This window comes from Roseovarius aquimarinus, from assembly GCF_043661195.1.
In the GTDB taxonomy this organism is placed as follows: domain Bacteria; phylum Pseudomonadota; class Alphaproteobacteria; order Rhodobacterales; family Rhodobacteraceae; genus Roseovarius; species Roseovarius aquimarinus.
Genome location: NZ_JBIHMM010000001.1, coordinates 635,452 through 659,370 on the forward strand (window position 1 = coordinate 635,452; position 23,919 = coordinate 659,370).

Annotated in this window: 20 protein-coding genes and 1 tRNA gene; 10 read left to right on the forward strand and 11 right to left on the reverse strand. The window is 66.6% G+C overall.

Features of this window, described 5'->3' with window-relative positions; all coding sequences use genetic code 11:
* Nucleotides 1-93 precede the first annotated feature (93 nt).
* Nucleotides 94-1,605, reverse strand: a complete 1,512-nt coding sequence (locus ACGRVM_RS03035) for a hypothetical protein (protein ID WP_377168827.1) — start codon at nt 1,603-1,605, stop codon at nt 94-96.
* A 121-nt stretch (nt 1,606-1,726) separates the two neighbouring features.
* On the opposite strand from ACGRVM_RS03035, the gene ACGRVM_RS03040 reads away from it, so the two are divergent.
* Nucleotides 1,727-2,491: a WecB/TagA/CpsF family glycosyltransferase gene (locus ACGRVM_RS03040; protein ID WP_377168825.1), complete on the forward strand. Its 765-nt coding sequence runs from the start codon at nt 1,727-1,729 to the stop codon at nt 2,489-2,491.
* On the opposite strand, the gene ACGRVM_RS03045 is transcribed toward ACGRVM_RS03040, so the two are convergent.
* The 4 genes from ACGRVM_RS03045 to ACGRVM_RS03060 all read right to left on the reverse strand — a co-directional run bounded on the left by ACGRVM_RS03045 (nt 2,475) and on the right by ACGRVM_RS03060 (nt 7,459).
* Nucleotides 2,475-3,419: a glycosyltransferase family 2 protein gene (locus tag ACGRVM_RS03045; protein WP_377168823.1), complete on the reverse strand. Its 945-nt coding sequence runs from the start codon at nt 3,417-3,419 to the stop codon at nt 2,475-2,477. The two genes, ACGRVM_RS03040 and ACGRVM_RS03045, sit on opposite strands and share 17 nt — an antisense overlap.
* Nucleotides 3,416-4,534, reverse strand: coding sequence for a glycosyltransferase (locus tag ACGRVM_RS03050; RefSeq protein WP_377168821.1), 1,119 nt, complete (start codon nt 4,532-4,534; stop codon nt 3,416-3,418). The genes ACGRVM_RS03045 and ACGRVM_RS03050 overlap by 4 nt, the downstream gene beginning before the upstream one ends.
* Nucleotides 4,531-6,102 carry an asparagine synthetase B family protein gene (locus tag ACGRVM_RS03055; protein WP_377168819.1) on the reverse strand — a complete coding sequence of 524 codons (1,572 nt, stop codon included), beginning with the start codon at nt 6,100-6,102 and terminating at the stop codon, nt 4,531-4,533. Before ACGRVM_RS03055 ends, ACGRVM_RS03050 begins: the two co-directional genes overlap by 4 nt.
* A 67-nt stretch (nt 6,103-6,169) precedes the next feature.
* Nucleotides 6,170-7,459: an ATP-binding protein gene (locus ACGRVM_RS03060; protein ID WP_377168817.1), complete on the reverse strand. Its 1,290-nt coding sequence runs from the start codon at nt 7,457-7,459 to the stop codon at nt 6,170-6,172.
* 133 nt (nt 7,460-7,592) lie between these two features.
* Here ACGRVM_RS03060 and ACGRVM_RS03065 point away from each other — a divergent pair, with 133 nt between their 5' ends.
* Nucleotides 7,593-8,519 carry an MBL fold metallo-hydrolase gene (locus ACGRVM_RS03065; protein ID WP_377168815.1) on the forward strand — a complete coding sequence of 309 codons (927 nt, stop codon included), beginning with the start codon at nt 7,593-7,595 and terminating at the stop codon, nt 8,517-8,519.
* 62 nt (nt 8,520-8,581) lie between these two features.
* On the opposite strand, the gene ACGRVM_RS03070 is transcribed toward ACGRVM_RS03065, so the two are convergent.
* Nucleotides 8,582-8,656 (reverse strand) — tRNA-Asn (locus ACGRVM_RS03070).
* A 366-nt stretch (nt 8,657-9,022) separates the two neighbouring features.
* Between ACGRVM_RS03070 and ACGRVM_RS03075 the strand changes: the two genes are divergently transcribed.
* The 5 genes from ACGRVM_RS03075 to ACGRVM_RS03095 all read left to right on the forward strand — a co-directional run bounded on the left by ACGRVM_RS03075 (nt 9,023) and on the right by ACGRVM_RS03095 (nt 13,913).
* Complete coding sequence (locus ACGRVM_RS03075; RefSeq protein WP_377168813.1) at nt 9,023-10,222, forward strand: aromatic ring-hydroxylating oxygenase subunit alpha; 1,200 nt, start codon at nt 9,023-9,025, stop codon at nt 10,220-10,222.
* Between the two features lie 121 nt (nt 10,223-10,343).
* Nucleotides 10,344-11,198: an ABC transporter permease gene (locus ACGRVM_RS03080; protein ID WP_377170013.1), complete on the forward strand. Its 855-nt coding sequence runs from the start codon at nt 10,344-10,346 to the stop codon at nt 11,196-11,198.
* Nucleotides 11,195-12,031 carry an ABC transporter permease gene (locus tag ACGRVM_RS03085; RefSeq protein WP_377168811.1) on the forward strand — a complete coding sequence of 279 codons (837 nt, stop codon included), beginning with the start codon at nt 11,195-11,197 and terminating at the stop codon, nt 12,029-12,031. Before ACGRVM_RS03080 ends, ACGRVM_RS03085 begins: the two co-directional genes overlap by 4 nt.
* Before the next feature lie 2 nt (nt 12,032-12,033).
* The gene (locus tag ACGRVM_RS03090) at nt 12,034-13,137 is read left to right on the forward strand and encodes an ABC transporter ATP-binding protein (protein ID WP_377168809.1); all 1,104 of its coding nucleotides are present in this window, start codon (nt 12,034-12,036) and stop codon (nt 13,135-13,137) included.
* Nucleotides 13,138-13,142: 5 nt separating this feature from the next.
* Nucleotides 13,143-13,913 carry a methyltransferase domain-containing protein gene (locus ACGRVM_RS03095; RefSeq protein WP_377168807.1) on the forward strand — a complete coding sequence of 257 codons (771 nt, stop codon included), beginning with the start codon at nt 13,143-13,145 and terminating at the stop codon, nt 13,911-13,913.
* Nucleotides 13,914-13,967: 54 nt separating this feature from the next.
* On the opposite strand, the gene ACGRVM_RS03100 is transcribed toward ACGRVM_RS03095, so the two are convergent.
* Nucleotides 13,968-15,038, reverse strand: coding sequence for an extracellular solute-binding protein (locus ACGRVM_RS03100; protein WP_377168805.1), 1,071 nt, complete (start codon nt 15,036-15,038; stop codon nt 13,968-13,970).
* Nucleotides 15,039-15,206: 168 nt separating this feature from the next.
* A complete protein-coding gene (locus tag ACGRVM_RS03105) occupies nt 15,207-16,586 on the reverse strand; it encodes an aminotransferase (RefSeq protein WP_377168803.1) in 1,380 nt (459 codons plus the stop codon).
* 148 nt (nt 16,587-16,734) lie between these two features.
* Here ACGRVM_RS03105 and ACGRVM_RS03110 point away from each other — a divergent pair, with 148 nt between their 5' ends.
* Complete coding sequence (locus ACGRVM_RS03110) at nt 16,735-17,391, forward strand: TetR family transcriptional regulator C-terminal domain-containing protein (RefSeq protein WP_377168801.1); 657 nt, start codon at nt 16,735-16,737, stop codon at nt 17,389-17,391.
* A gap of 19 nt (nt 17,392-17,410) precedes the next feature.
* Here ACGRVM_RS03110 and lipA read toward each other — a convergent pair whose 3' ends face one another.
* Nucleotides 17,411-18,370, reverse strand: a complete 960-nt coding sequence (gene lipA, locus ACGRVM_RS03115) for a lipoyl synthase (RefSeq protein WP_377168798.1) — start codon at nt 18,368-18,370, stop codon at nt 17,411-17,413.
* A gap of 81 nt (nt 18,371-18,451) precedes the next feature.
* Nucleotides 18,452-19,420, reverse strand: coding sequence for a LysR substrate-binding domain-containing protein (locus tag ACGRVM_RS03120; RefSeq protein WP_377168796.1), 969 nt, complete (start codon nt 19,418-19,420; stop codon nt 18,452-18,454).
* A gap of 170 nt (nt 19,421-19,590) precedes the next feature.
* Between ACGRVM_RS03120 and katG the strand changes: the two genes are divergently transcribed.
* The gene (katG, locus tag ACGRVM_RS03125; RefSeq protein ID WP_377168794.1) at nt 19,591-21,777 is read left to right on the forward strand and encodes a catalase/peroxidase HPI; all 2,187 of its coding nucleotides are present in this window, start codon (nt 19,591-19,593) and stop codon (nt 21,775-21,777) included.
* A gap of 110 nt (nt 21,778-21,887) precedes the next feature.
* On the forward strand, nt 21,888-22,613 hold the full coding sequence (locus ACGRVM_RS03130) for a VIT1/CCC1 transporter family protein (protein ID WP_377168792.1): 726 nt from the start codon (nt 21,888-21,890) through the stop codon (nt 22,611-22,613).
* A 43-nt stretch (nt 22,614-22,656) separates the two neighbouring features.
* Here ACGRVM_RS03130 and ACGRVM_RS03135 read toward each other — a convergent pair whose 3' ends face one another.
* Nucleotides 22,657-23,754 carry a DUF6456 domain-containing protein gene (locus ACGRVM_RS03135; RefSeq protein ID WP_377168790.1) on the reverse strand — a complete coding sequence of 366 codons (1,098 nt, stop codon included), beginning with the start codon at nt 23,752-23,754 and terminating at the stop codon, nt 22,657-22,659.
* Nucleotides 23,755-23,919 lie beyond the last annotated feature (165 nt).

The window sequence follows — 23,919 nt, forward strand, 5'->3', positions numbered from 1 at the left end:
TTCCGACACGGCCTTGGCGACAAACCCGAAGCCGGAAACATATTGGTCCGCACGCCTGAACAATGCCACATTTCCGAGGCCCTTCAAAGGGAATCACGACCGGTGCGACCTCTGGCCCATGGCGCTGCGCCGGGACGGTACGGCGGCGTTCATATCCCCGATCACGGCCCGGCGGCGCGGGCGCGACGGGCCAGCCGGTGCTGGCTCGGCCGGGTCTTCGCTCCGCAGCCGCGCCTCGCAGACGCCGAGGATCGCGCCCGCCATCAGCCACGTGTAGGGCGTCAGGATCGCGTTAAGGAGCATGTCGATCATCGTGATCGCCAGCAAAAGCGCCATCGGCCCGACGACGAAGGGCATCCCGCGTGGCTCGGGTCCGGCCCGCGCGCGCCCCATGCCCCACCACAAGAGAAAGAGCGGCCCGCCGATCAGCCCCATCTGGGCGATATAGCCTACCCAGCCGAAGGTGCCGAAGACGATGATCCACTCGCCATCGGGAATGGTGAGTATCTCGCCCGTCTGCGCGTCGCGCACGAGATTGCGCCCCCACCCGCCCCAACCGAAGAGAGGTTTTTCATCCGCGCGGTCAAGCAGTTGCTCCTCGTTGTTGAAGCGAAACCCGAGCGATTGCGCGCGCTCGGGGCTGTAGCTCTTGGCCTTGGCCAGAATGGCGTCGGTCGGGATCCAGCCGTTGTTGCGCAGCATCGGGTAGATCATCGCGACGAGGGCCAGAACCAGCGCAAGGCGGACCATCAGCCGGGACGAGGCAAGGAGCATGATCGGCGCCAGCGCCACGGCGTAGAGAAGCGACGCGACGCTCTTGCAAAGCACGAGCACGACCAGAAGATAGGCCGCCGCGAAGAGGAATTTCAGGCGTTGACCGTCAGCCGCGCCGCGCGACAGGGCGATGGCGGCGAGCGCCGCGCTCATCACGAAAAAGGCGAGCCAGAGCGCATGCGGCAGGAACACGATGGGCCGGAAGCCGCCCTGCCGCATCATCTGCTCGAAATCGTGCTGGAAAAACCCGTAGACCCAGGTGTTGATCTGCGGGCTCAGCCGGATCTCGACCAGCGCGGGCAGCGAATAGACCAGCGCACCGATGGCGAGGGCGAGCAAGAGCTCGCGCAGGCCCCGCTCGCTCGCCAGAAGGCTGCGGCCCAGAAAGAACGGCGCGAGCGTGATAAGTTGGCCGACCACCACCGACAGAAGATCGCGCAGGCCGAGGCCGGGCAGCGTGGCGGTCGGGAAGAGGATCGGCGCGGTATTGCCCAGAAGGCTGAAAACGATCCCGTCGCCATTCGTCAGCACTGTCGGCACCGCCCCCAGCACGAAGAGCAGCACCAGCGCGCGCATCGGCCACCCGTCGGGCCAGAGCGACACGCGCCGCCGCAGGTAGAAGACCGCGAGCGCGAAGGCGCAGATATTCGGGATCGAGATCTTGTTCATCTCGGGCACGAGCGGCAGATCGAAGCCGGTTGCCGGGGGCAGCACCAGATAGCCGCCGAGGATGCACCAGATGATCGCCCGCTCGGGCGGCAGGCGCCGGCAGAGGAGCGCGCAGACCGGCGGCCAGATCAGCAGCATCAGATAGGCAAGGGCGTTGGGCATGGGCGGTCCGGCAAGGTCTGTCGGCCCCGTCTTAGCACGCGGCGCCGCCCCTGTCCCGCATGGCGGCGGTTGCATCGTGCCCCGGCGCGGATATGAAGGAGGCGGAGCGGAGGGGCGCGCGATGTTTCTGAAAACCCGAAACGGCATCGAGGTGCCGGTGACGCATGGGGCGCGGGACGCGCTCTTCGCCGATCTGCACGCGCATCTGTCGGCGCGGCGGGGGTTCGCGATGGCGACCGTCAATCTCGATCACATGGTGCGGATCGGGCGCGATCCGGACTTCGCCGCCGCTTACGCGTGCCACGAGATCATCGTCGCAGACGGGCGCCCGATCCGCTGGCTCTCGAGGCTCGCGGGGCAGCCCGCCCAGCTGATGCCCGGCTCGGACATGATCCTTCCGCTCGCCCGGCTCGCGGCCGAGTGCAGCCGTCCCATCGCGCTTGTCGGCTCGACCGAGGCGGCGCTGAGCGGCGCGGCTGCGCGGCTGCGCGCCGAGGTGCCGGGTCTCGAGATCGCCCTCAGGCGCGCGCCGCCCATGGGGTTCGATCCCGAAGGCGCGGCGGCGCGGGCGCTGCTCGCAGAGCTCGAAGCCTCGGGCGCGGCGCTGTGTTTTCTGGCGCTGGGCGCGCCCAAGCAAGAGAGGTTGGCGGCGCTGGGGCGCCGCCTCGCGCCCTCGGTAGGCTTCGCCTCCATCGGCGCGGGGCTCGATTTCCTCTCGGGCCACCAGCGCCGCGCGCCGCGCGTGATGCGGGCATTGGCGCTCGAATGGCTCTGGCGCGCGGCGACGAGCCCCCGCCGCCTCGGGCCGCGCTATATACGCTGCGCCGCCATCCTGCCGGGGCTGGCCTGGCGCGCCCGGCGCGCGCGCGTCACTTGTACTCGATGAGACCGCCGCCCCGGCGCAGGAGCCGCCCGGCGTAGAAGCGCAAGGCACCGCCCGCCTCGGGAAACTTGCCCAGAAGAGTGAAGAACGCCCAGGCCGGATCGCCCGAGCGCCATGCCAGCCGCGCGGCCTGGGCGGGATAGGCGAGCGCGGCCAGCGCGAGCGGCGGCCAAGCCAGCCCACCCAAGAGGATGAACGCGGGCAAGGCCGCGCCCCAGATCAAGGCGCGGCGGGTTTCCCGGACCCAATGCCGCTCGGGCGTCCGCCCATGACGGGCGGCGCCCTCGGCATAGGCATGGCCCGCGCGACGGGCGCGGCGCCACCATTGCGAGAGCCGCGTGATCGCCGCGTCATGCCGCGTCATCTCCGCATCGAGGCGGAAGACGCTCCATCCTTCGGCCCGCAGCCGCAGGCAGAGATCCGGCTCCTCCCCCGCGATGAGCGTGGCAGCGAAGCCGCCCACCTCTTCGAGCGCGGCGCGGCGCATCAGCGCGTCGCCACCGCAGGCCCGCGCGGGGCCGATGGGCGTATCCCATTCGATATCGCAGAGCCGGTTGTAGACGCTCGCCTCGGGATGCGTCTCGCGGCGGCGACCGCAGACGACGGCGCAAGCGGGATCGCCGTGCATATGATCCAGCGCCGCCGCGATCCAGCCCGGCGCGACGGTGCAATCCCCGTCGACGAACTGGACGAACTCGGCCTCTACGCGCGCCAGCCCGGCATTGCGTGCCCGCGCGGCGGTGAAGGGCTGGCCCGTGTCGAGTGCGACAACCTCCGCACCGGCGGCACGCGCGGCCTCACAGCTGCCATCGGTGCTGCCGCTGTCGACATAGATGATCCGTGCCACCTGCCCTTGCAGCGACGCGAGGCACGCGATGAGCCGCACGCCCTCGTTGCGCCCGATGACGACGGCCTCGACCGGCGCGCTCATTTCGCCTCGTCGCCGAAGAGCGCGGGCGCCATCTGCGCGACGAAGGCATCCGAACGCGCGTAGTCGTGCAGAACCTCGAAGGCGTTGCGGGCGATGCGCTTGCGCTTCACATGGTCGGCCAGAAGATCGCGCACGCGCGGCTCGAAATCGGACATGTCCCATTTGACCGGCACATAGGTCTCGTCCGGGATGAAGATGTCGGGCGCGGTCTCGACATGGCTCATGTCCTGCTTGACGAGCGCCGCGCCGCAAAGGATCGCCTCGTAATCGCGCCAGCAGACTTCGCCATAGCCGAAGGGGCAGAAGCACATCTTGGACGCGCGCAATTCGCGCAGGAACCTTGCATGCGGAATGCCCGTGCCGGTGACCGCGCGCACGCCTTCGAGCCGCGAGACCGCCTCGGCGCAGCCCTGCCGCATTGCGCGATACCAGGGCGTGCCCTCGACCGCGATGCGCGCATGCAGATCGGCAGGGCGCGGGCCGCGCGGCATCCGCCCCCGCGCGAATTTCGGCAGCATGAAATCTGCGGTCAGAAAGGACGGCCCGACATAAATTTTCTTAAGGAAGCCTTTGGGAATGATGAATTCTCGCGTCTCATGATCGAGGCCATGCGCCTTTCCGTAGTGATCCATCAAGGTGGTGTCGCCGAAGGTTGGCTCGCCATATTGGCTACGATCGCGCAGGACATGCTTCGAGACATAGGCATCGACATGCGGGCCGACCCGCTCGGCCAGGCGCAGATCGGTGGGCGCGAACCAGTCGAGATAGACGCGCCGCGCACCCGGGTTGTGGGCGTCGATCTGCGCCAAGATGGCCGCAAGAGCGTCATCCGATATATCGAAATTCGTCTGGATACAGATAGTTGTGGCGCGTTTCACAAGCTCCGCATCAAGAGTGCCGTCCACGGGAATCTCCCGGAATTCCGCGTCCCACATGTCGCGGAACCTGTCCGCGTAATGGTGAAAGCCGAAGAGCTGGCTTTGAGGGATCGGATGATCGACCGCGAGGAAAAGAACGCGCCGCCGCGCGGCCAGGTCGAAGGGCGCGCGCAGCTCCCCCGCGCGCCGCTTTGCGTGCTGGCGGCGCCGCAGCTTGAGCCGAAGCCGCCCGATCATGGCGCGCGCTCCGGCAAGCTGTCCGAGATGAGCCTTCTGGGCCGCGCCGCCTCGAGCGTGCCGGCGAGATCGAGGAGCCGCCGCGCGCGCGCCGCATCGAGCCCGTCGAGGCAGAGCGCGTGGAGGCGCAGCGCCATGTCCGGCCCGCGTTTCAACTGCCCGGGCGGGCGCAGGAAGGCGCGACGCTCCGCCTTGGCGCGCGGCCCCATCGCGGCGGTGATGCGCATGACATCGAGCGCGCCGCGCAGCTTGTGCATGGCGCCGCCCCCTTGCGGCGCGGGCGCGCGGAAACCGGCGGCGTAGGGGATATCGGCGAAATCCGGATAGGCCCGCGCGATCACGTCGTCATGGAGCATCTGGTCACACGTGACCGCGTAGGGCAGCGAAAGGCAGAACTCCGCGAAATCGGGATCGAGATAGGGGCAGAAGACGGGAGTCGCCGGTGCCAGAATGGCTTGCGGGACGAAGTTGATCTCGCGCCGCGTGCGGTGATACATCCAGAAGACCTGATAGGGGTCGGGCGCGTCCGCATATGCCGCGATGGTCTCGCCCAGATAGTCATGCACCTCCTCGTCCATGCCGGGCGAAAGGATCGGCCCCGCGCCGCGTCCCCAGCCAGGCTCGGAAATGACGCGCCCATGCCCCTCGCAGAGGCCGCGCGCGATGCCGGTGAAATCGCCTTTCTCGGCCAAGCGAAAGAAAGCTTCGGCGTCGTTGTCGGGATTGGTCAGGATATCGCCCGCGATCCCGTCGAAGGCGGCACCGCCCCGCGCGAGCATGTAGTCGTGAAGGGGCATCATCTGCGCATGCTCGTCGGCGCAAAGGCTCGTCATCACGGCGCAGCGCAGCGCATCCGCAAGGCGCGGGCGCGCGTGGCCCGCGACGTCATGGGCGATACCTGCCCGCTCGGCCAGCGCGCGGGCGGCGAGCGCCTCGCCGTTCATCGCGGCGCCGTTGTGATGAAAGGTGATGCAGGAGCGCGGGCGACGGCCCTGATGCAGCATTTCGAGCAGGATGTGCCGCGAGTCGCGCCCGCCGCTGAGCGGCAGCGTCAAGGGCTCGTCCCACATGTCGAGGATGCGGCGCATCGCCTCGCGGAAATGCGCGGTCATGCCTTCGAGCGCGCCCTCTCGCGTGATGCTCTGCACCTTGGGGATCGGCGTGCCGCCCGTGATCTCGAGCCGGCCCTCCCGCCACTCGAGTCTGCCGTTCGGCGGCAGGGTCCGGACATGCCTGAGCGGCGTGTCGTCATTGATGAAGACGCCGATGCGGTGAAAGACGGCCAGAGCGCGCGTGTCGGGCGCGGGATCGGCGCCCGCCGCGACGAGCGCGAGAAGCGAGGGCGATATGGCGATCGTATCGCCCTTGCGATAGACGAAGAGGCTGTGAAACCCGTGGCGATCCACCTCGGCCCGCAACCGCGTTCCATCCCACTTCCACGCGGCGTAAAGCCTGCCGATCCGTGCCGGCAGATCAGGCCCCGACCGCCACGAGGCGCAGCCGGACATGACGGGCGCGCCCTGCCCCCAATCAAGCCAGATGAGCGGCGGATCGGCCCCGATGGTCATGAAAGGCGCGCTCCCGGCGCTCTCACCGCGCCGAAGCTGCTGCACCCAGGCCAATTCGCGAAAGCCCTCATCGCCCGATCACCATGTCCGCGCGCAGACCGCCGAGACGCTCGGACCTGCCGAGGCGCAGGCTGCCGCCATGGGCGCGCATGATATCCGTCGCGATCGAGAGGCCGAGACCCACCCCAGGCCCCTTGTCCTGATTGCGCGACGCCTCGAGCCGGGCGAAGGGCCGCAGGGCCTCGTCGCGCTGCGCCTCGGGAATGCCGGGCCCGTCATCCTCGACGCTGATGCGCAGGGCGCGCTCGGTCAGCATCATGGAAAGCTCGGCGCGGGTGCCGTAACGCACGGCGTTGTTGATGAGGTTCTCGACCGCGCGCCGTATCGCGACGGGCCGCAGCGGCACTTCGCCCGAACCGGTGATCTCGTGCACCGTCACCGGGATCTGCGCGCGCGCGCAATCCTCGGCGATGCGCCGGATGAGCCTCGCCGGATCGACGGGCTCGGCCTCGCCCTCGGCGGTGCCGCGCGCGAAATCGAGGAATGCGTCGAGGAGCCGCTCCATGTCGCGCACATCGCGCAGCATCGGCGCGCGCTCGGCATCGTCCTCGAGCATCTCGAGGCTCAGCTTCAACCGCGTGAGCGGCGTGCGCAGATCGTGGCTCACCCCCGAGAGCATCAGCGTGCGCTGCTCGATCTGCCGCTCGATCCGGGCGCGCATGTCGAGAAAGGCGCTGCCGGCGGCGCGCACCTCGTTGGCGCCTGAGGGTCGATAGGGCACCGTGCGCCCGCGCCCGAACGCCTCGGCGGCCCGGGCGAGCCGCGTGATCGGGCGAAGCTGATTGCGCAGGTAGAGATAGGCGATGAGCGTCATCAGCACGCTGAAAAACAGCATGTTGACGAAAAGCTGATGCGGATTGGAGGCCGAGAACCGGCGCCGATCCACCGTCATCCGCAGCATGCCCTCCGCATCCTCGAGATAGAGCCGCACGATCTGCTGGTTGCCGAGATCGACCGCGCGCAGGCGCGGCAGCAACGCCTCGATCTCGTCGATGAGGATGATGCCGGTGATATCGTACCAGCTGCGGATATTCTCGAGCGGGACCGCGCTCTCTTCGATCCGGGTGATCGTGATGGCCAGCGCGTCCGCGATGGGGGCCGGATCATCGGCATCGAGCAGAAGGCGCACTTCGCGGCTGACGGAGGTGGTCATCTGCCGCGTGACCCCTTCGAAGAGGCGCTGCGCCGAGACGACGGAGACGACGAGCAAGAGCGAAATGACCGGCAAAAGCAGGATCAGGAAAGCGCGACCATAAAGGCCACGCGGCATGGTGCGCTTGAGCCATCGGAACATCATGGCCGACGCTAGCGCGGCCCCCGGTGGCGCGCAAGGCGCCGCCGCGCGGCAGGTGGCGCGGGCGCGGCTGGACGTCCTTGGGCGCGCGGTCTAGCCTGCCGCTTCAGACAGTTACGCCGGAGCACCGCCGCCCATGTCCGACCGCCCTGCCCCCGCTTTCGACCCGAAGCCGGGCGCCGCGCTCGAGATCGCGCGGGGCCTGCGCCGCATTCTGGCGCCCAACCCCTCCGCTATGACCTTCCGAGGCACGAATACCTACCTGCTCGGGCACCGCGAAATCGCGGTGATCGACCCCGGCCCGGACGATCCCGGGCACCTCGATGCCATACTGCACGCGCTCGGCCCCGGCGCGCGCGTCACGCATATTCTCGTGACGCACGCGCATCTTGATCATTCGGCCCTCGCGCCCCGGCTGGCCCACGAGACCGGCGCGCCGGTGCTGGCCTTCGGCGACGCGCTGGCCGGGCGCAGCGCGGTCATGCAGAGGCTTGCGGATCAGGGCCTGACGCGGGGCGGCGAAGGCGTCGATCTCGCATTCGCGCCGGACCGCCGCCTTGCCGATGGCGAGACGGTCGAGACCGGCGACTGGCGCCTTGGCGCCATCTGGACGCCCGGGCATTTCGGAAATCACCTCTGCTTTGCCTGGGATGAGGCGATCTTCACCGGGGATCTCGTGATGGGCTGGGCCAGCTCGCTCGTCTCGCCGCCCGACGGGGACGCCGGGGACTTCACCGCATCATGCCGCAAGCTCGCGGCGCTCGGCCCGAACGTCCTCTACCCCGGTCACGGCGCACCGGTGGAGAACCCCGCCGAGCGCCTCGACTGGCTGATCGCCCACCGCGCGGCCCGCGAGGCCGCGATCCTTACCGCGCTCGCCGTGCGCCCCGGCACTGCGGCCGAGATCGCCGCCACGATCTACACCGACACCCCCGCGGCCCTCCTGCCCGCCGCCGCCCGCAACGTGCTCGCGCATCTGATCGATCTCGCCGCGCGCGGGATTGTCGCGCATGAGGGGGCCGTCAATGCAGAGACAGTTTTCCGGGCGAACGAGGGAGAGTAGGGGATTGACCGGGCAAACATAGACCGATCGGCAGCTCACAAAACCTTGATATCAGGGGGTTTTGGCTCCGGCGGTAGGGATCGAACCTACGACCAATTGATTAACAGTCAACTGCTCTACCGCTGAGCTACGCCGGAACACGAGGTGCCGTATAGCAATGCGGTTTGGTGGCGTCCAGAGGGGAATCGGGAAAAAACGCGCGGTGCGGACAAAAGATTTCGCGGGGCTTTGAGAGGGCTTCAATGTGCTGTTTCGAGTGATCCGGACGCGCCGCGTCGGCCAGTCTGCGAGCTTGCGGGGAGAGGCGTCGGTGAGCGCATGTCATGCCTCGGGAAGGCCCGCCCTGCCCGGCGAAAAGCGCCGTTGTCGCAAGGGCGCGCGCCGCCCGCTGCCACCCTCTTCGCACGTTGCGACCCTGCGCCACTCATCACCGCTCCATTTTTTGTTTGAGCGCACATTCAAATTATCTATACTCGGGACAACCACAAGGGAGCCCGCACGCCATGAACATCCAGAACACGCAAGTGCCGACCGAATGGGATCGCAAGGGCCTGCCGGCCTGGAGCTTCTTCAGCCCTGAAATGCTGGAAGCCGAGAAGGAGCAGCTTTTCCGGCGGCATTGGCAGGTTGTCTGCCATGTGAATGACGTGCCCGAGCCGGGCGATTTCGTGGCCTCGGACCTCGTGGGCGAGCGCGCGCTGGTCGTGCGCGGGCGCGATATGAAGGTGCGTTCGTTCCATAATCTATGCCGCCATCGCGGCAGCCGGGTCGTTGCCGAGGAATCCGGCAATTGCAAATCGGCGATCATCTGCCCTTTCCATGGCTGGGCCTACAATCTCGACGGTACGCTGCGCGGCGCGGCGCAGCCGCAATCGCTGCCCGATCTCGACCCGGTCGAGATGGGGCTCAAGCCGGTCGAGATGGAAATCTGGCAGGGCTTCGTCTTTGTGCGTTTCAAGGAAGGACCGCAACCCTCGGTCGCCGAGATCATGGCGCGCTTCGACGACGAGCTTGCGCAATACGATCTCGAGAACCTCGTACCCGCCGAGGATGTCTTCTGGGCCGGCGAGATCGAGGCCAACTGGAAATGCGTGCGCGACGTCGACAACGAGGGATATCATGTCGCGATGGCTCATCCCGGCCTGCACGACCTTTTCGGCACGAACTACCATGACGAGCCCTTCACCCACGGCACATCGCGCTCGCTCGGCCAGTTCCGCGAGGGCAAGCATCGGCTCTGGAGCGTCGAGAACTACCGCAAGATCCTTCAGCCGCCCGAGCGGCTCGACGACGATCACAAGGCGGCGTGGCTCTATGTCGGGGTGTTTCCGAACCTCGTCTTCGGCCTCTATCCGGACTCGGTCATCTTCTATCACGAGTTTCCCGTCGAGAACGGGCGCACCATCCAGCGCGGCAGCGTCTATCGCCACAAGGACGAGGACCGGCGCATGCGCCTTGCGCGCTACCTGTCGATGCGCATCGACCGCATCACCTCCAAGGAGGACGAGCAGCTCATCGAATGGACGTGGGAAGCCGCGTTTTCGAGCGGTTTCGACGGGATCGTCCTGTCGGATCTCGAATACGGCGTGCGCAGCTATCATGACATTCTGCGCGGGATCTTCCCCGTGCTCGACGGCGACGAGCCGCCCGAGGGCACCTTGCTGCGCGAGAACGAAAGGCGCCTGAAAGAAGCCGCCAGGTGACTGCGCCGGACGCCGAGCCAAGTTCCGAGGCAAGCGCCGGGCCACGCTCGGCGCTTGCCTTGAGACGCGCGCCGTGTATCGCTGATATCGAGCCACGGGAGATGCCCCTATCGTGCCCAGCCTGAGTCAGCAAAGCCGCCAGGGCCTGACCCTCATCAGCCCCACCCTCATCTATGCGCTGGTCATGCTGGCCGCGCCGCTGGCGATGGTGGTGATGTTCAGCTTCTGGACGCAGACCTATCTCGACCTCGACAGGACGCTGACCTTCGACAATTACCGCGAGGCCTGGACGCAGCCCATCTTTCAGGTTCTGATGTGGCGCAGCCTGCGCATCTCGCTGATCGTGACGGTGGCGACGGTGATCCTCGCCTTTCCGATCGCCTACTACATCTCGTTCCATGTCAAATCGCGCAAGGCGTTGTGGCTTTTCCTCATCACGGTGCCCTTCTGGACGAGCTACCTTCTGCGCGTGTTCCTGTGGAAGGTGATCCTCGGATATAACGGTGTCTTCAATTCTGCGCTGATGAGCCTCGGGATCATCGACGAGCCGCTGACCTTCATCCTCTACAACGAGAACGCGGTCGTGCTGACGCTGGCCCATGCTTGGGCGCCCTTCGCGATCCTGCCCATCTTCGTCGCGCTCGAGAAGATCGACCGCTCGCTTCTGGAGGCGGCTGAGGATCTGGGCGACGGGCCGGTGCGCCGCTTCTTCCGCATCACGCTGCCGCTGGCGATGCCAGGGGTGGTGGCGGCGACGCTGATCGTGCTGATCCCGACGGTGGGCGATTACATCACGCCCAAGCTCGTCGGCGGCACGGACGGGCTGATGGTGGCCAACATGATCCAGGTGCAGTTCGGCAAGGCGAACAACGCGCCGCTCGGCGCGGCACTCGCGGTGACCTCGATGGTCGTGGTCGGCGCGATCAGCGTCGGGCTCTATTTCGCGGGGCGCAAGCTGGGAGGAAAGACACGATGATGCGCGGGCTTGCCAGATACGCATCGGGCCGGTGGCTCGCGGTCTATGCGACCTGCTACATGATCTTTCTCTATGCGCCGGTCATCCTGCTTCCGCTCTTCGCCTTCAACGACGCGACGATCATCGCCTTCCCGCTCGCCGGCTACACGACCAAGTGGTTCGATCTCCTGTGGGAGACCGACGCGCTGCACAGCGCCGTGCGCAACAGCGCCATCGTCGCGCTGAGCACGGCGCTCATAAGCACGCTTCTGGGGGCCTGCGCCGCGCGCTCGGCGGCGAAATACCGCTTTCCGGCGCAGAAGGGCATCATGGGCTTCATCATGTTGCCGCTCGTGCTGCCCGAGATCATCGTCGCCGTGGCGCTGCTGGTGATGCTGATGCAACTCGGCATGTCGCTCTCGCTCTGGACGGTGATCGCGGGCCATGTGCTGATCTGCACGCCCTTCTCCATCGCGATCCTCAGTTCCGCTTTCGCGGGGATGGAGGAAAGCCTCGAGGAAGCGTCCTTCGATCTGGGCGAGACGCGCTGGGGCACGTTCCGGCGCGTGACGCTGCCGCTCATCATGCCGGGCATCGTCTCGAGCCTCCTGATCACCTTCACCATCAGCCTCGACGAGTTCATCATCGCCTTCTTCCTGACCGGCACCGATGTCACCCTGCCCGTCTACATCTGGAGCCAGCTGCGCTTCCCGTCCAAGCTGCCCTCGATCATGGCGCTGGGCACGATCCTGCTGGCCGTCTCCATCGCCCTTCTCGTCGTGGCCGAATTCTTCCGCCGCCGCGCGGTGCGCCGCCGCGGGATGGATGGCGGCTCAACACAAGGACTGATCTGAACATGACGCAAGCCGCCTCCGCGCCCATCATCGAAATCAAAGGCGTGACCAAGAATTTCGGGGCCGTCACCGCGCTGAAGGGCGTCGATGCGGTGATCCACGAGGGCGAGTTCTTCTCGCTGCTCGGCCCCTCGGGCTGCGGCAAGACCACGCTTTTGCGCCTCATTGCGGGGTTCGAGCAGGTCTCGGGCGGCACGATCATGATCGGCGGCAAATCGATGAAGGACATCCCCGCCAACCGCCGCCCGACCAACATGGTCTTTCAAAGCTACGCGATCTTCCCGCATCTCGATGTGGCCGAGAACGTGGGCTACGGCCTCGTCAAGAAGAAGCTGGGCAAGGCCGAAATGGCCCGCGAAGTCGAGCAGGCGCTCGAGATGGTGGATCTTGCGGGCTACGGCAAGCGCAAGGCGCACGAGCTGTCGGGCGGTCAGCGCCAGCGCGTCGCGCTGGCCCGTGCGCTCGTCATGCGGCCCAAGGTGATCCTTCTCGACGAGCCCTTGTCGGCGCTCGACAAGAAGCTGCGCGACCAGATGCAGCACGAGTTGCGGCGCCTTCAGAAAAGCCTCGGGATCACCTTCATCCTCGTCACGCACGACCAGGAGGAAGCGCTCATAATGTCCGATCGGATCGCCGTCATCTTCGACGGCACGATCGCGCAGCTCGCCACGCCCGAAGAGCTCTATCGCCGCCCCAGAACGCGCCGCGTCGCGTCCTTCATCGGGGTCATGAACTTTCTCGAGGCCAGCGCGACGGGCGGCAACGGCGCGCCCTATCAGCTCGACATTCCCGCGCTCGGACAGATCGAGGTGCCGGCGTCGCAGGCGCCCGCGGGGCTCGCGGCCTCGCGGATCAACGTCGTCGGCGTGCGCCCGGAGATGTTCACCATCACCGGCGAGGATACCGGTCATTTCGAGCGCGAGGTCCAAGGCACCGTGACCGGCACCGATTACTATGGCGACATGACCTATTACAGCGTCGCCCTTCCAGGCGCCGAGGCGCCCGTCACCATCTCGATGCGCAACACGGCGGGCCGTGCCGTCGCCCGCGAGGGCAGCACCGTGACCGTGGGGTGGGGCGCGGATTCCATCGTTCTTCTGGAGTGACCGACATGAGCGAGCTTCTCTACGACAAGGGCCATATCTCGTTTCTCGAAATGCTCTGGGGCGAGGGATATCTCTCGCCCGGCGGCCCCGAAGAGGTCTCGCGCGTGCTCGAGGGCCTGGATCTCGCGGGCAAGCGGGTGCTCGATATCGGGTGCGGCTCGGGCGCGATCACGCTTTCGCTCGCGCGCGATCACGGCGCGGCCCATGTGACGGGGATCGACGTCGAGGATGATGTGGTGGAGGCGGCCCGCGCGCGTATCGCCGCCGCCGGCGCAGAGGATGCGGTGACGATCGAGAAGGTCGCCCCCGGACCCTTTCCTCACGATGACGGCAGCTTCGACATCGTCTTCTCGAAGGATTCGATCATCCATATCCCCGACAAGGAATTCCTGGCGCGCGACGTCTTCCGCGTGCTGGCGCCCGGCGGCTGGCTCGCCGCTTCGGACTGGCTGATCGCGGGCGATGCGCCCACGCAGCAGATGCAGGACTATCTCGTCCTCGAGGATCTGGGCTTCGAGATGGCCTCCCCCATGCGCTACCGCGCCGCGCTCGAGGCGGCGGGGTTCGAGCGGATCACGCTCACCAACCGCAATCCGTGGTATCTCGGCGTCGCGCGCGAGGAGCTCGACCTGCTCGAAACCCGGCGCGATGCGCTCGCTGAGGCACACGGCGCCGAGTTCATCGACCATTCCATCGTCACATGGCGCGCCATGATCGGCGTGCTCGAGACGGGCGAGCACTGCCCGCATCATCTGCGGGCACGCAAACCCGCGTGACGCAAAAAAGGCGGGCCATGCCGGCCCGCCTTTCTGTTTGGTGCTTGGCGAGGCTCAGAAGCCCGCTTTGATCATCTCGAATTCGGCGATCATCTTCTCGCGCAGCTCGGGGCCGACGGGCGCTTGCCAGAGGGTGTTGGCGCGCAGCTCGTCATTCACGTTGAGGCCGACCGAGGCCAGCGTTTCTTCGGGAATGTCCGCCATCGCGGCGGTGTTGGAATGCCCGTAGCCCCACTGCGTCACGATGTATTCCGCCGATCCCGGATCGAGCCAGGCGTTGATGAAATCGTAGAAGAGATCTTCGTTCTCCTCCGATCCGCTGGCGAGGCGGGAATAGCCGCAGACCCATGAGGACGCGCCTTCATCCGTGTCGCGCTTGATCGCGATGGGGAAACCCTCGCCGCTCATCGTCGCGAAGGTCTCGTTCCAAGACCATGTGAGATAGACCTCGCCGCTCTGCATGAGCTGGCGCAGCGATGCGCCGTCGCTCCAATAGGTGCGCACGTTCTGGTGCAGCTTGCGCAGCCAGTCCGAGGCTTCCTGGAAGTCCTCATCCGTCGCCTTGGTCCAGTCCTTCACACCAGTGGCGAGAAAGGCGAGCGCATAGGCATCATCCACATTGTCGCCGATCGAGATGCGGCCCTGATGCTTGGGATCGATGAACGCATTGAGCGATTGCACGTCTTCCTCGCTCAGCTCCTCGGTGTTGTAGATGAGCGCCGTGTTGCCCCAATCGACCGGCACGAGGTAATGCTCGCCGTCCTTCATGTAGGCTTCGATATCGCGAAAACCCGGCTCGAGCTCGTCCCAGCGCTCGATGCGCGAGGTGTCGAGCGGCGCCAAAAGCCCCGCATCCATCCATTTCGGAACCGATTGCGAGCAGGGATGCGCGACATCAGCCTCGAAGCCCGCACGCAACTTCTGGAAGGCTTCCTCCTCGTCGCCGAAGAAGGAATAGGTCGGCGCTTCGCCGTGCTTGTCAACATAGGGCTGGAAAAAGCCCGGATCCTCGTAGCCCGCCCAATCGAAGACGACCAGATCGCCCCCTGCGGCAAGGCTCGGCCCGGCCGCGCTCAGCAGCGCGGCGGAGGATACGGCAAGTGCGAGATTTCGGTAGGCTGACATAGGGTTCTCCTTGTTGGACGGCTTCTTGGCGGGGGTGGCGCCTTCCGCCGCGAGAAGGCGGCGGACAGGAACGCGCAAGGCGGCACCGATAATTCCCGAGCCTTGGTCTATTGAGTGATTGCAGCGCGTTCCTTCGACTTATGAGTGACTTGCAGATCGATCTTCACGTCATGCCGCAGCAAGGCGCCGCGACACTTCTTCCAGCGCACGCTCAAGAATATCGAACATCTCGTCGACCTCGGCGCGTGTGATCACAAGGGGCGGCGAGAAGACCGCCATGTTGATGAGCGGGCGCACCAAAAGGCCCATCTCCTCGCAGACCTCGTCCAGCATAGCGCCAAGACGCCGCTCCCCGGCAAGCGTTTTCGCACCGCCCTCGATGCAGCCCAAGAGCCCCATACCGCGCACATCGCCCACGATATCGAAGCGGCGCAGCGCCTGAAGGCGCTTCTGGAAATGCGGGGCAAGCGCGCGCACATGCTCGAGAATGTTCTCGGTCTCGAGGATCTCGATATTCTTGAGCGCCGCCGCGCAACAGACGGGATGCGCGGAATAGGTGTAGCCATTGGCGAAGAGCGCGGCGTCGTCGGGATCGGTCATGCGCTCCATCACGCTGTCCGAAATGATGCAGGCCCCGAGCGGCAGATAGCCCGAGGTGAGGCCCTTGGCGCAGGTGATGATATCGGGCGTGATCCCGAAGACCTCCTGCGAGGCGAACCAATGGCCGAGGCGTCCGAAGCCGGTGACGACCTCGTCCGAGATGTAGAGAATGTCATGCTTGCGGCAGATCTCGTGCGTGCGCTTGTGATACCCCTCGGGTGGCACGATCACCCCGCCAGAGCAGAGGATCGGCTCGGCGATGAAGGCGCCCACATTCTCGGCGCCCACCTCGGCGATCATGGCCTCGAGATCGGCCACCTTCTCGTCGCACCACGCCTCGACGCTTTGTCCTTCGGCGCGGCGATAGGGGTTGACGTCCGGCAGGAACCGCACGAGCCGTTTTTCGACGTCGAACCGGGATTTATCCCGCTCCTTGCCGGTGACCGAGGAGGCGAGATAGGTCGAGCCGTGATAGCCCTTCTCGCGCGCGATCACGATCTTCTTGTCGGGCCGGCCGAGGCGATTGTTCATGAAATGCACGGTACGGATCGCCGTATCGACCGCGGTCGAGCCGCCCGTGGTAAAAAAGACATTGTTGAGATCGCCGGGCGCCATATCCGCCAGCTTCTTGGCGAGGATCGCCGAGGGCTCGGTCGTCGTGGTCCAGGGCGAGGTATAGGGCAGCGTCATGACCTGCTCGGCGATCGCGTCCGCCATCTCGCGGCGGCCATAGCCGATCTGGACGCACCACATGCCGCCCGGCCCGTCGATGAAGCGCTTGCCCGTCCCGTCCCAGAGATAGATGCCCTTGGCGCTGTCGACCATCATGTGATCGTAGCCGCGCCAGTCATCCATCGCGGCCCAAGGATGGAGCTGGTGGGTGCGGTCCCAATCGTGCAGATCTTCCGTGGCGGGAAGGTTCCTGTCGAGGGGGGCTGCAACTGTCATAGGACGCTCCTGCTGACGCTTCGGGCCTTCAGCCTAGCACATGGAGCCGGGTTGAAAAGTTTTTTTGACTGCTCAAACAAATAAATTCACTATGGCGTGGACGACGCCGCGTTGCTAAGTCAGCGCAACCCAGCCGAGTGATCCGCCCATGACCGACCAGCCCAGCCCCAAACCCCGCAAGGAGCGCAAGGAGAACGCCGACAGGCGGCGCCAGCAATTGCTGGATGCGACCTGGCGCTCCATCGCGGAGAACGGGCTGGCGCGCACGACGCTGGCCACCGTCGCGGCGCAGGCCGGTCTCTCCCAAGGGGTGGCGGTCTTTTACTTCAAATCGAAGGCGGGGCTTCTGACCGAGGCGCTGCGCGATCACTACGCGCGCTATCAGGCGACATGGGAGCGCGCGCTGGCCGAGGCCGGGGACGATCCGCGCGCGCGGCTCATCGCCCTCATCCGTGCCGATTTCGACCCCGAGATCTGCAATCCGGAGGCCCTGTCGATCTGGTTCGCCTTCTGGGGCGAGCAGAAATTTACCCCCGATTACGCGGCGATCTCGGCCCAGTTCGACATCGCCCGAAACGAGGCGATCCGCGAGGCCTGCGCCGCGCTGATGCAGGGTGCGGACGAGGGCGACATCACCCGCACGGCGGAGTGGATCGACACGTTTTCGGACGGCTATTGGCAGAGGCTTCACGTGCTGCCCGGCAGCTACAGCGCCAAGGATTGCCTGGCCGAGACGCTGCGCATGGTCGAACGCCTCGTGCCGCAGATCTCCGAGGCGGCGGCCGAGGCGCGCCGCGCGCTCTGAGCGCCGCGGGCGCCCTGCCCTAGCCCGCCGCCTTGGCGAGCCGCGCCAGCCGCGCCGCGCGCAGGCGCGCGAAGTCGTCGCCCGCATGATAGGACGAGCGGGTGAGCGGCGTGGCGGAGACCATCAAAAATCCCTTGCCGAAAGCCGCCTTCTCATAGGCCTTGAATTCGTCGGGCGTCACGAAGCGATCGAGCACATGATGCTTCGGCGTCGGCTGCAGATACTGCCCGATGGTCAGGAAATCGATATCGGCGGCGCGCATGTCGTCCATCACCTGATGCACCTGCTGGCGCTCTTCCCCGAGGCCGACCATGATGCCCGACTTGGTGAATATCTCGGGGTCCATCTCCTTGACGCGCTGCAATAGGCGCAGCGAGTGGAAATAGCGCGCGCCGGGCCGCACCGAAGGATAGAGCCCAGGCACGGTTTCGAGATTGTGATTGAAGACATCCGGCTTGGCATCCACGACCACTTGGAGCACCGACGGGTCGCAATGCAGGAAATCGGGCGTCAGGATCTCGATCGTGGTACCGGGGCTGCGATGGCGGATGGCGCGGATGGTCTGCGCGAAATGCTCGGCCCCGCCATCCTCGACATCGTCGCGGTCGACCGAGGTGATGACGACATGGTTGAGGCCCAGTTTCTGCACCGCATCGGCGACGCGGCCCGGCTCGAACACGTCGAGGTCCTCGGGCGGCTTGCCGGTGGCGATGTTGCAGAAGGTGCAGGCGCGAGTGCAGACCTCGCCCATGATCATCATGGTCGCGTGGCCCTGGCTCCAGCATTCGCCCACATTGGGACAGCCCGCCTCTTCGCAGACGGTCGTCAGATTGTGGTCGCGCATGATGCGCGCGGTTTCGGCATAGCCCTTGCCGCCGGGCGCCTTGACGCGGATCCACTCGGGCTTCTTGGGCTGGGCATTGTCGGGGCGGCGCGCCTTCTCGGGATGGCGCTGGCTCGGAATTTTCAGATCACGCAACGTGTGGTCCCCGCGGAGTCAGTGGTCGGTTGCCTTGAGTATAGGGATTGCCGACAGGAGTTGCCAGCATGCCGCGCGGCGTCAGGTCCGCTCGGGCTGCGGCATCGCCGCGCTGGCCGTTCCAGCGCCGCCGCGCGCGGCTTCGGTGATCCGCGTGCCGACGCCGGTCAGCACCTCGGCCAGGTCCGCGAACCAACCCTCGCCCGCCGTGGAGGCGCGCCGCACGAGGCAGATGGTGCGCTTCGGCTCGGGCGCCGAAAAACGCATGAGACGCATGCCGGGCGCGGCGCGCGTCTCGGCCTGCGCGGCAAGCTCGGGCATGAGCGTGAGGCCGAACCCCGCCGCGACGAGCCGTGTGAGCGTCGCCAGCGACGAGGCGCCCATGTCGATGCGCGCATGCCCCCTGCCCCGGTTGCAGGCCTCGAGCGCCTGATCGGTCAGGCAATGCCCGTCCTCGAGAAGCAGAAGCTGCTCGGCGCCCAGATCGTCGGGGCGCAGGGTGCGCACCGCGCTCGCGAGGCTTTCGAGCCGTGCCGCGCTCCCGGCCAAGAGGAATCGGTCGTCGAAAAGAGGCGCGGCCACCAGCCCCGCAGGCTCGACCGGCAGCGCCATCACGGCGGCGTCGATGCGTCCGGCCAGAAGATCGCCCGTCAGCCGCCCGGTCTGGGCCTCCTGCACCTGCACGTCGAGCGAGATGTCGCCGCTGCGCAATTCCTCCAGAACGCCGGGCAGCAGGTAGGGCGCCAGCGTCGGAATGAGGCCGATGCGCAGATGCGACGGCATTCCGCCATGCCAGCGCGCCGCATCCTCGAGCGCGCGCACCCCCTCGACCACCGCCTCGGCATGGGCGAGGATCATCCGGCCGAAGGGCGTCAGGACAACGTCGCGCGCGCGCCGCTCGACCAAGGGCTGGCCGAGCGCACCTTCGAGCTCGCGGATCTGCATCGAAAGCGCGGGCTGCGAGACCGAGGCCGCCGCCGCCGCACGCCCGAAATGGCGATGCTCGGCCAGCGCACGGAAATAGCCCAGTTGGCGCAGCGATATACTCATAACCCTGCCTTATCGCAAATAAAAGAAACTGTAATTTGCATTTATGGGTTTCAGCCGCCATGTTCAACTTGGAATGATTCCAGACGAAGGCCGCAGCGGCCATCGCCTGCATCGAGACTTCACCCATAGGCGCCGGGCGATCCGCCCCGCGCAGCCCCAAGGAGGCCCTCATGGACGGCAATCTCAAATGCCCCTTCAACGCCAAGAAAAAGCGCACCAACCGCGACTGGTGGCCCGATCAGCTGCAACTCGGCGTGCTGCACCAGCATGGCCGCAGCCCCAATCCGATGGGCCGGGACTTCAACTATGCCGAGGCGTTCAAGAAGCTCGACCTCGATGCGGTGAAGGCCGATCTGCGCGCCCTGATGACCGACAGCCAAGATTGGTGGCCGGCGGATTACGGCCATTACGGGCCGCTCTTCATCCGCATGGCGTGGCACGCGGCGGGCACGTACCGCGCCGCTGACGGGCGCGGCGGCTCGAACACCGGCAACCAGCGCTTCGCGCCGCTGAACTCCTGGCCCGATAACGGCAACCTCGACAAGGCGCGCCGCCTGCTCTGGCCGATCAAGAAGAAATACGGCGACAGCCTGAGCTGGGGCGATCTCTTCATCCTGACCGGCAACGTCGCGATCGAATCGATGGGCGGCCCGGTCTTCGGCTTCGGCGGTGGGCGCGAGGATATCTACGCCCCCGAGGAAGACGTGCATTGGGGATCCGAGACCGAATGGCTGGCCACGTCCGACAACGACAACAGCCGCTATTATGGCGAGCGCGAGATGGACAACCCCCTCGCCGCCGTCCAGATGGGCCTGATCTACGTCAACCCTGAAGGCCCCGACGGCAATCCCGATCCGGTCGCGTCCGGCTATGACGTGCGCCAGACCTTTACCCGGATGGGCGTCAATGACGAGGAGACCGTCGCGCTGGTCGCGGGCGGGCACACTTTCGGCAAGGCGCATGGCGCCAACGATCCCATCTATCAGGGCCCCGAGCCCGAGGCGGGCGACATGGCCGACATGGGCTTCGGCTGGAAGAACTCGAACGAGAGCGGCATCGGGGCGCACACGCTGACCTCGGGCATCGAGGGCGCATGGAAGCCGAGGCCCACGACCTGGGACATGGGCTATTTCGATGTGCTCTTCAACAACGAGTGGGTGCTGACCAAGAGCCCGGCGGGTGCGCAGCAATGGACGCCGCGCGATCCCAAGCCCGAGCATATGGTCGTCGATGCGCACGATCCCGACAAGAAGCATCCGCCGATGATGACCACCGCGGACCTCGCGATGCGCTTCGACGCGGAGTACGAGAAGATCTCGCGCCGCTTCTGGAAGGATCCCGAGCTCTTCGCCGACGCCTTCGCGCGCGCATGGTTCAAGCTCTGCCATCGCGACATGGGGCCGAAATCGCGCTATCTGGGCAAGGACGTTCCCGCCGAGGACCTGATCTGGCAGGACCCGATCCCCGCCGCCGATTACGACATGATCGACGACGCGGACATCAAGGCGCTCAAGACGCAGATCCTCGACAGCGGTCTGTCGGTGAGCGATCTGGTGTTCGTCGCCTGGGCCTCGGCCTCGACCTATCGCGGCTCGGACCATCGCGGCGGCGCCAATGGCGCGCGGATCCGCCTTGCCCCGCAGAAGGATTGGGCCGGAAACGAGCCCGAGCGCCTCGCCAAGGTCCTCGACGTCTACGAGGGCATCAAGGCCGATTTCGACGGCAAGTCCGGCGCCAAGAAGGTCTCGATCGCCGATCTGATCGTGCTGGGCGGCGTCGCGGCCATCGAGAAGGCGGCGGCCGATGCGGGACACAAGGTGGACGTGCCGTTCACCCCGGGCCGCACCGACGCGACCGCCGAGCAGACCGATGTCGAGAGCTTTGACGTGCTCGAGCCGGTCTATGACGGCTTCCGCAACTATCAGGACAGCCGCTACACGATGAAGGCCGAGCATCTGCTGATCGACCGCGCGCAGCTTCTGGGCCTGAACGCTCCCGAGATGACCGTGCTCGTCGGCGGACTGCGCGCGCTCGGCGCGGTGCATGGCGATAACTGTCACGGCGTGCTGACCACGCGCCCCGGCCAGCTGACGAACGATTTCTTCGTCAACCTGCTGGACATGGGGATCGAGTGGAAATCGACCGACGAGGGCCAGCACCATTTCGAGGCGAAGGACCGCAAAACGGGCGAGCTGCGCTGGACCGGCACACGCGCCGATCTGGTCTTCGGCTCGAACTCGCAGCTGCGTTCTGTCGCCGAGGTCTATGCCCAGGACGATGCCGAGCCGCGCTTCCTGCGCGATTTCGTCGCCGCTTGGACCAAGGTGATGGAGGCCGACCGCTTCGATCTGAAGTGATGGGCGCCGGATAGGAAAAGCGGAAAGAGCGGGCTTCGGCCCGCTCTTTTCTTGTGGCAGAGCCCCTTGCCGCCGAGCCATACTGGCGCCGAGAACGGAAAGGCACCCGCATGGACTGGCAGGAACACCGGCGCGAGGCGCATGCGCTTGGACGGATGCAGGAATTTCTCAAGCAGATCGTCTATGGCGGCAATGACGGCATCGTCACGACCTTCGCCATCGTGGCCGGATTCGCCGGGGCGCAGGCCGATGGGGTGGCGCAGATCGGCGGCGTCGCGGTGCTGGTCTTCGGCCTTGCCAATCTCTTCGCCGACGCGATCAGCATGGGCCTCGGCGAATTTCTCTCGACCCGCTCGCAGCACGATCTCTACCGCAATCGCCGCATCAGCGAGATGCAGGAGATCATGGACGATCCCGAGCACGAGCGCATGGAGCTATTCGAGATCCTGCGCCAGCGCGGCGTGCCGGCGGGCGAGGCAGACACGCTCACCACCATCGTCGCGCGCCATCCCGAGCTGATGGCCGATCTGATGATGACCTACGAATTCGGCATGCTCGACCCGGACGAGGACAACCCGGCGCTTTCGGGTTTCATGACGTTCCTGTCCTTCGTGATTTTCGGCGCGGTGCCGCTCATCCCCTATTTCCTGCTCGATCCGACGCGCCAGACCTTCTGGCTGTCGGTCGCCGCCACCGGCGCGGCGCTGGTCGCGCTCGGCATCGTGCGCTGGAACGCGACGGGCGAGCGGCTGGTGCGCACGGTGGGCGAGACGGTGCTGGTCGGCACCGTCTGCGCCCTCGTGGCCTATGCGGTGGGCGCGCTCGTCGGCGGCTGAGGCGCCTCGCCGCCACCCTGACGCCGGTTAGCCGCCATCCGCGTCAGCCGATCATGCCGCCCGCCTCGCCGAGGCCGTCGTAATGGCGCTTGAGGCGCTGGAGCGCGATGCGCAGCACGATCTTGCCCGAGCGCGCGGACCAGCCCATCCGCTTCTCCGCCTTCTCGAGCCCCTCGAGATGGCAGCAGCAGCGCAGTGCGATATCCCCGAGGCCCGGCCCCAGATCGTGGAGCGCCCCCTCGACCCGGCGGCGTGCCGCCTCCGAGCCGCGCGCATGGCCGCCCTGCCCGCCGGGGCTGGGCGCGGTCAGAAACCGGCTCCAGTCCTGGCTGACGCGCGGGCCCATCTGGCTCAGCTCGAAATCCTCGCGCAGGCGCTCGCCCGCGCGCACCAGATCGTCGGGGATGAAGCGCGCGCCGTCCCTGTCGCGCCGGCGCGACAGCGCCAGAAGCGGGCTTTCATTGGCCGAATAGCGCGGGCGGCGCGGCGCCTGTGCCTCGTCGCGGGCACTGAACGGCGCCTGCGCATCGGCGAAACCCGAGGCGCGGTTCTCGGCATCGGCCAGAAGCGCGCCGAGCGCGGCGCGCCCCGCCTTGGTGATATGATAGCGCGCAAGCCGGCCCGGCGCATCGCAGCCGATCCAGCCCTTCAGCGCCATCGCCTCGGCGACCGAGCGGTCCACCACGGCGGTGCGCGTGGGCTCGGCGGCGCCATCGGCGCGCACGACCACGGCCTTCTCCATCTGCGCCGCGACGGCCAGAACCGCCCCCGGCTCGGTCATCCGGCGCAGGATGCGGCCTGCCTCGGCCACAAGCTGCGCCTCGGTCACGTCGGCCACATCGCCTTGCGGCGCGTCACGGTGGGGTATCATGGCAGTCTCCTGGGTCAGGGGACCTGCACTCTCTCGCGGGGCGACGTGGCATCCGAGGCGGCGCAGCGCCTCGTCCACCATCGGATCGTCGCGCCGGGTCTCGAACTGGCGGATACGCCGCAGGACGGTGGAGGCGTGACAGCCGCTCTGCCGCGCCAGCGCCCGGATCGACGATCCCTGCTCGGTATGGGCGAGATAAAGCCTCGCCCCATGCGGCACCCAAGACGGCACGCCGCGCGCGCCGCCGCTGTCAGTTCCCAAGCCCAACATATCTACCCTTCTTTTGCCCTTGTCGCAGCGTTTCCGAGGGGTGTGCGCCCTGCCCGGCCGCTGGTTATCCACAGACTTTTCCACGTCCTTGAATGCAACCTATGCAAGAAAAAGTTACCGGTCCGTTAATTGTCAACGGTTTGGCAACGATGGTTGCTGAACAGT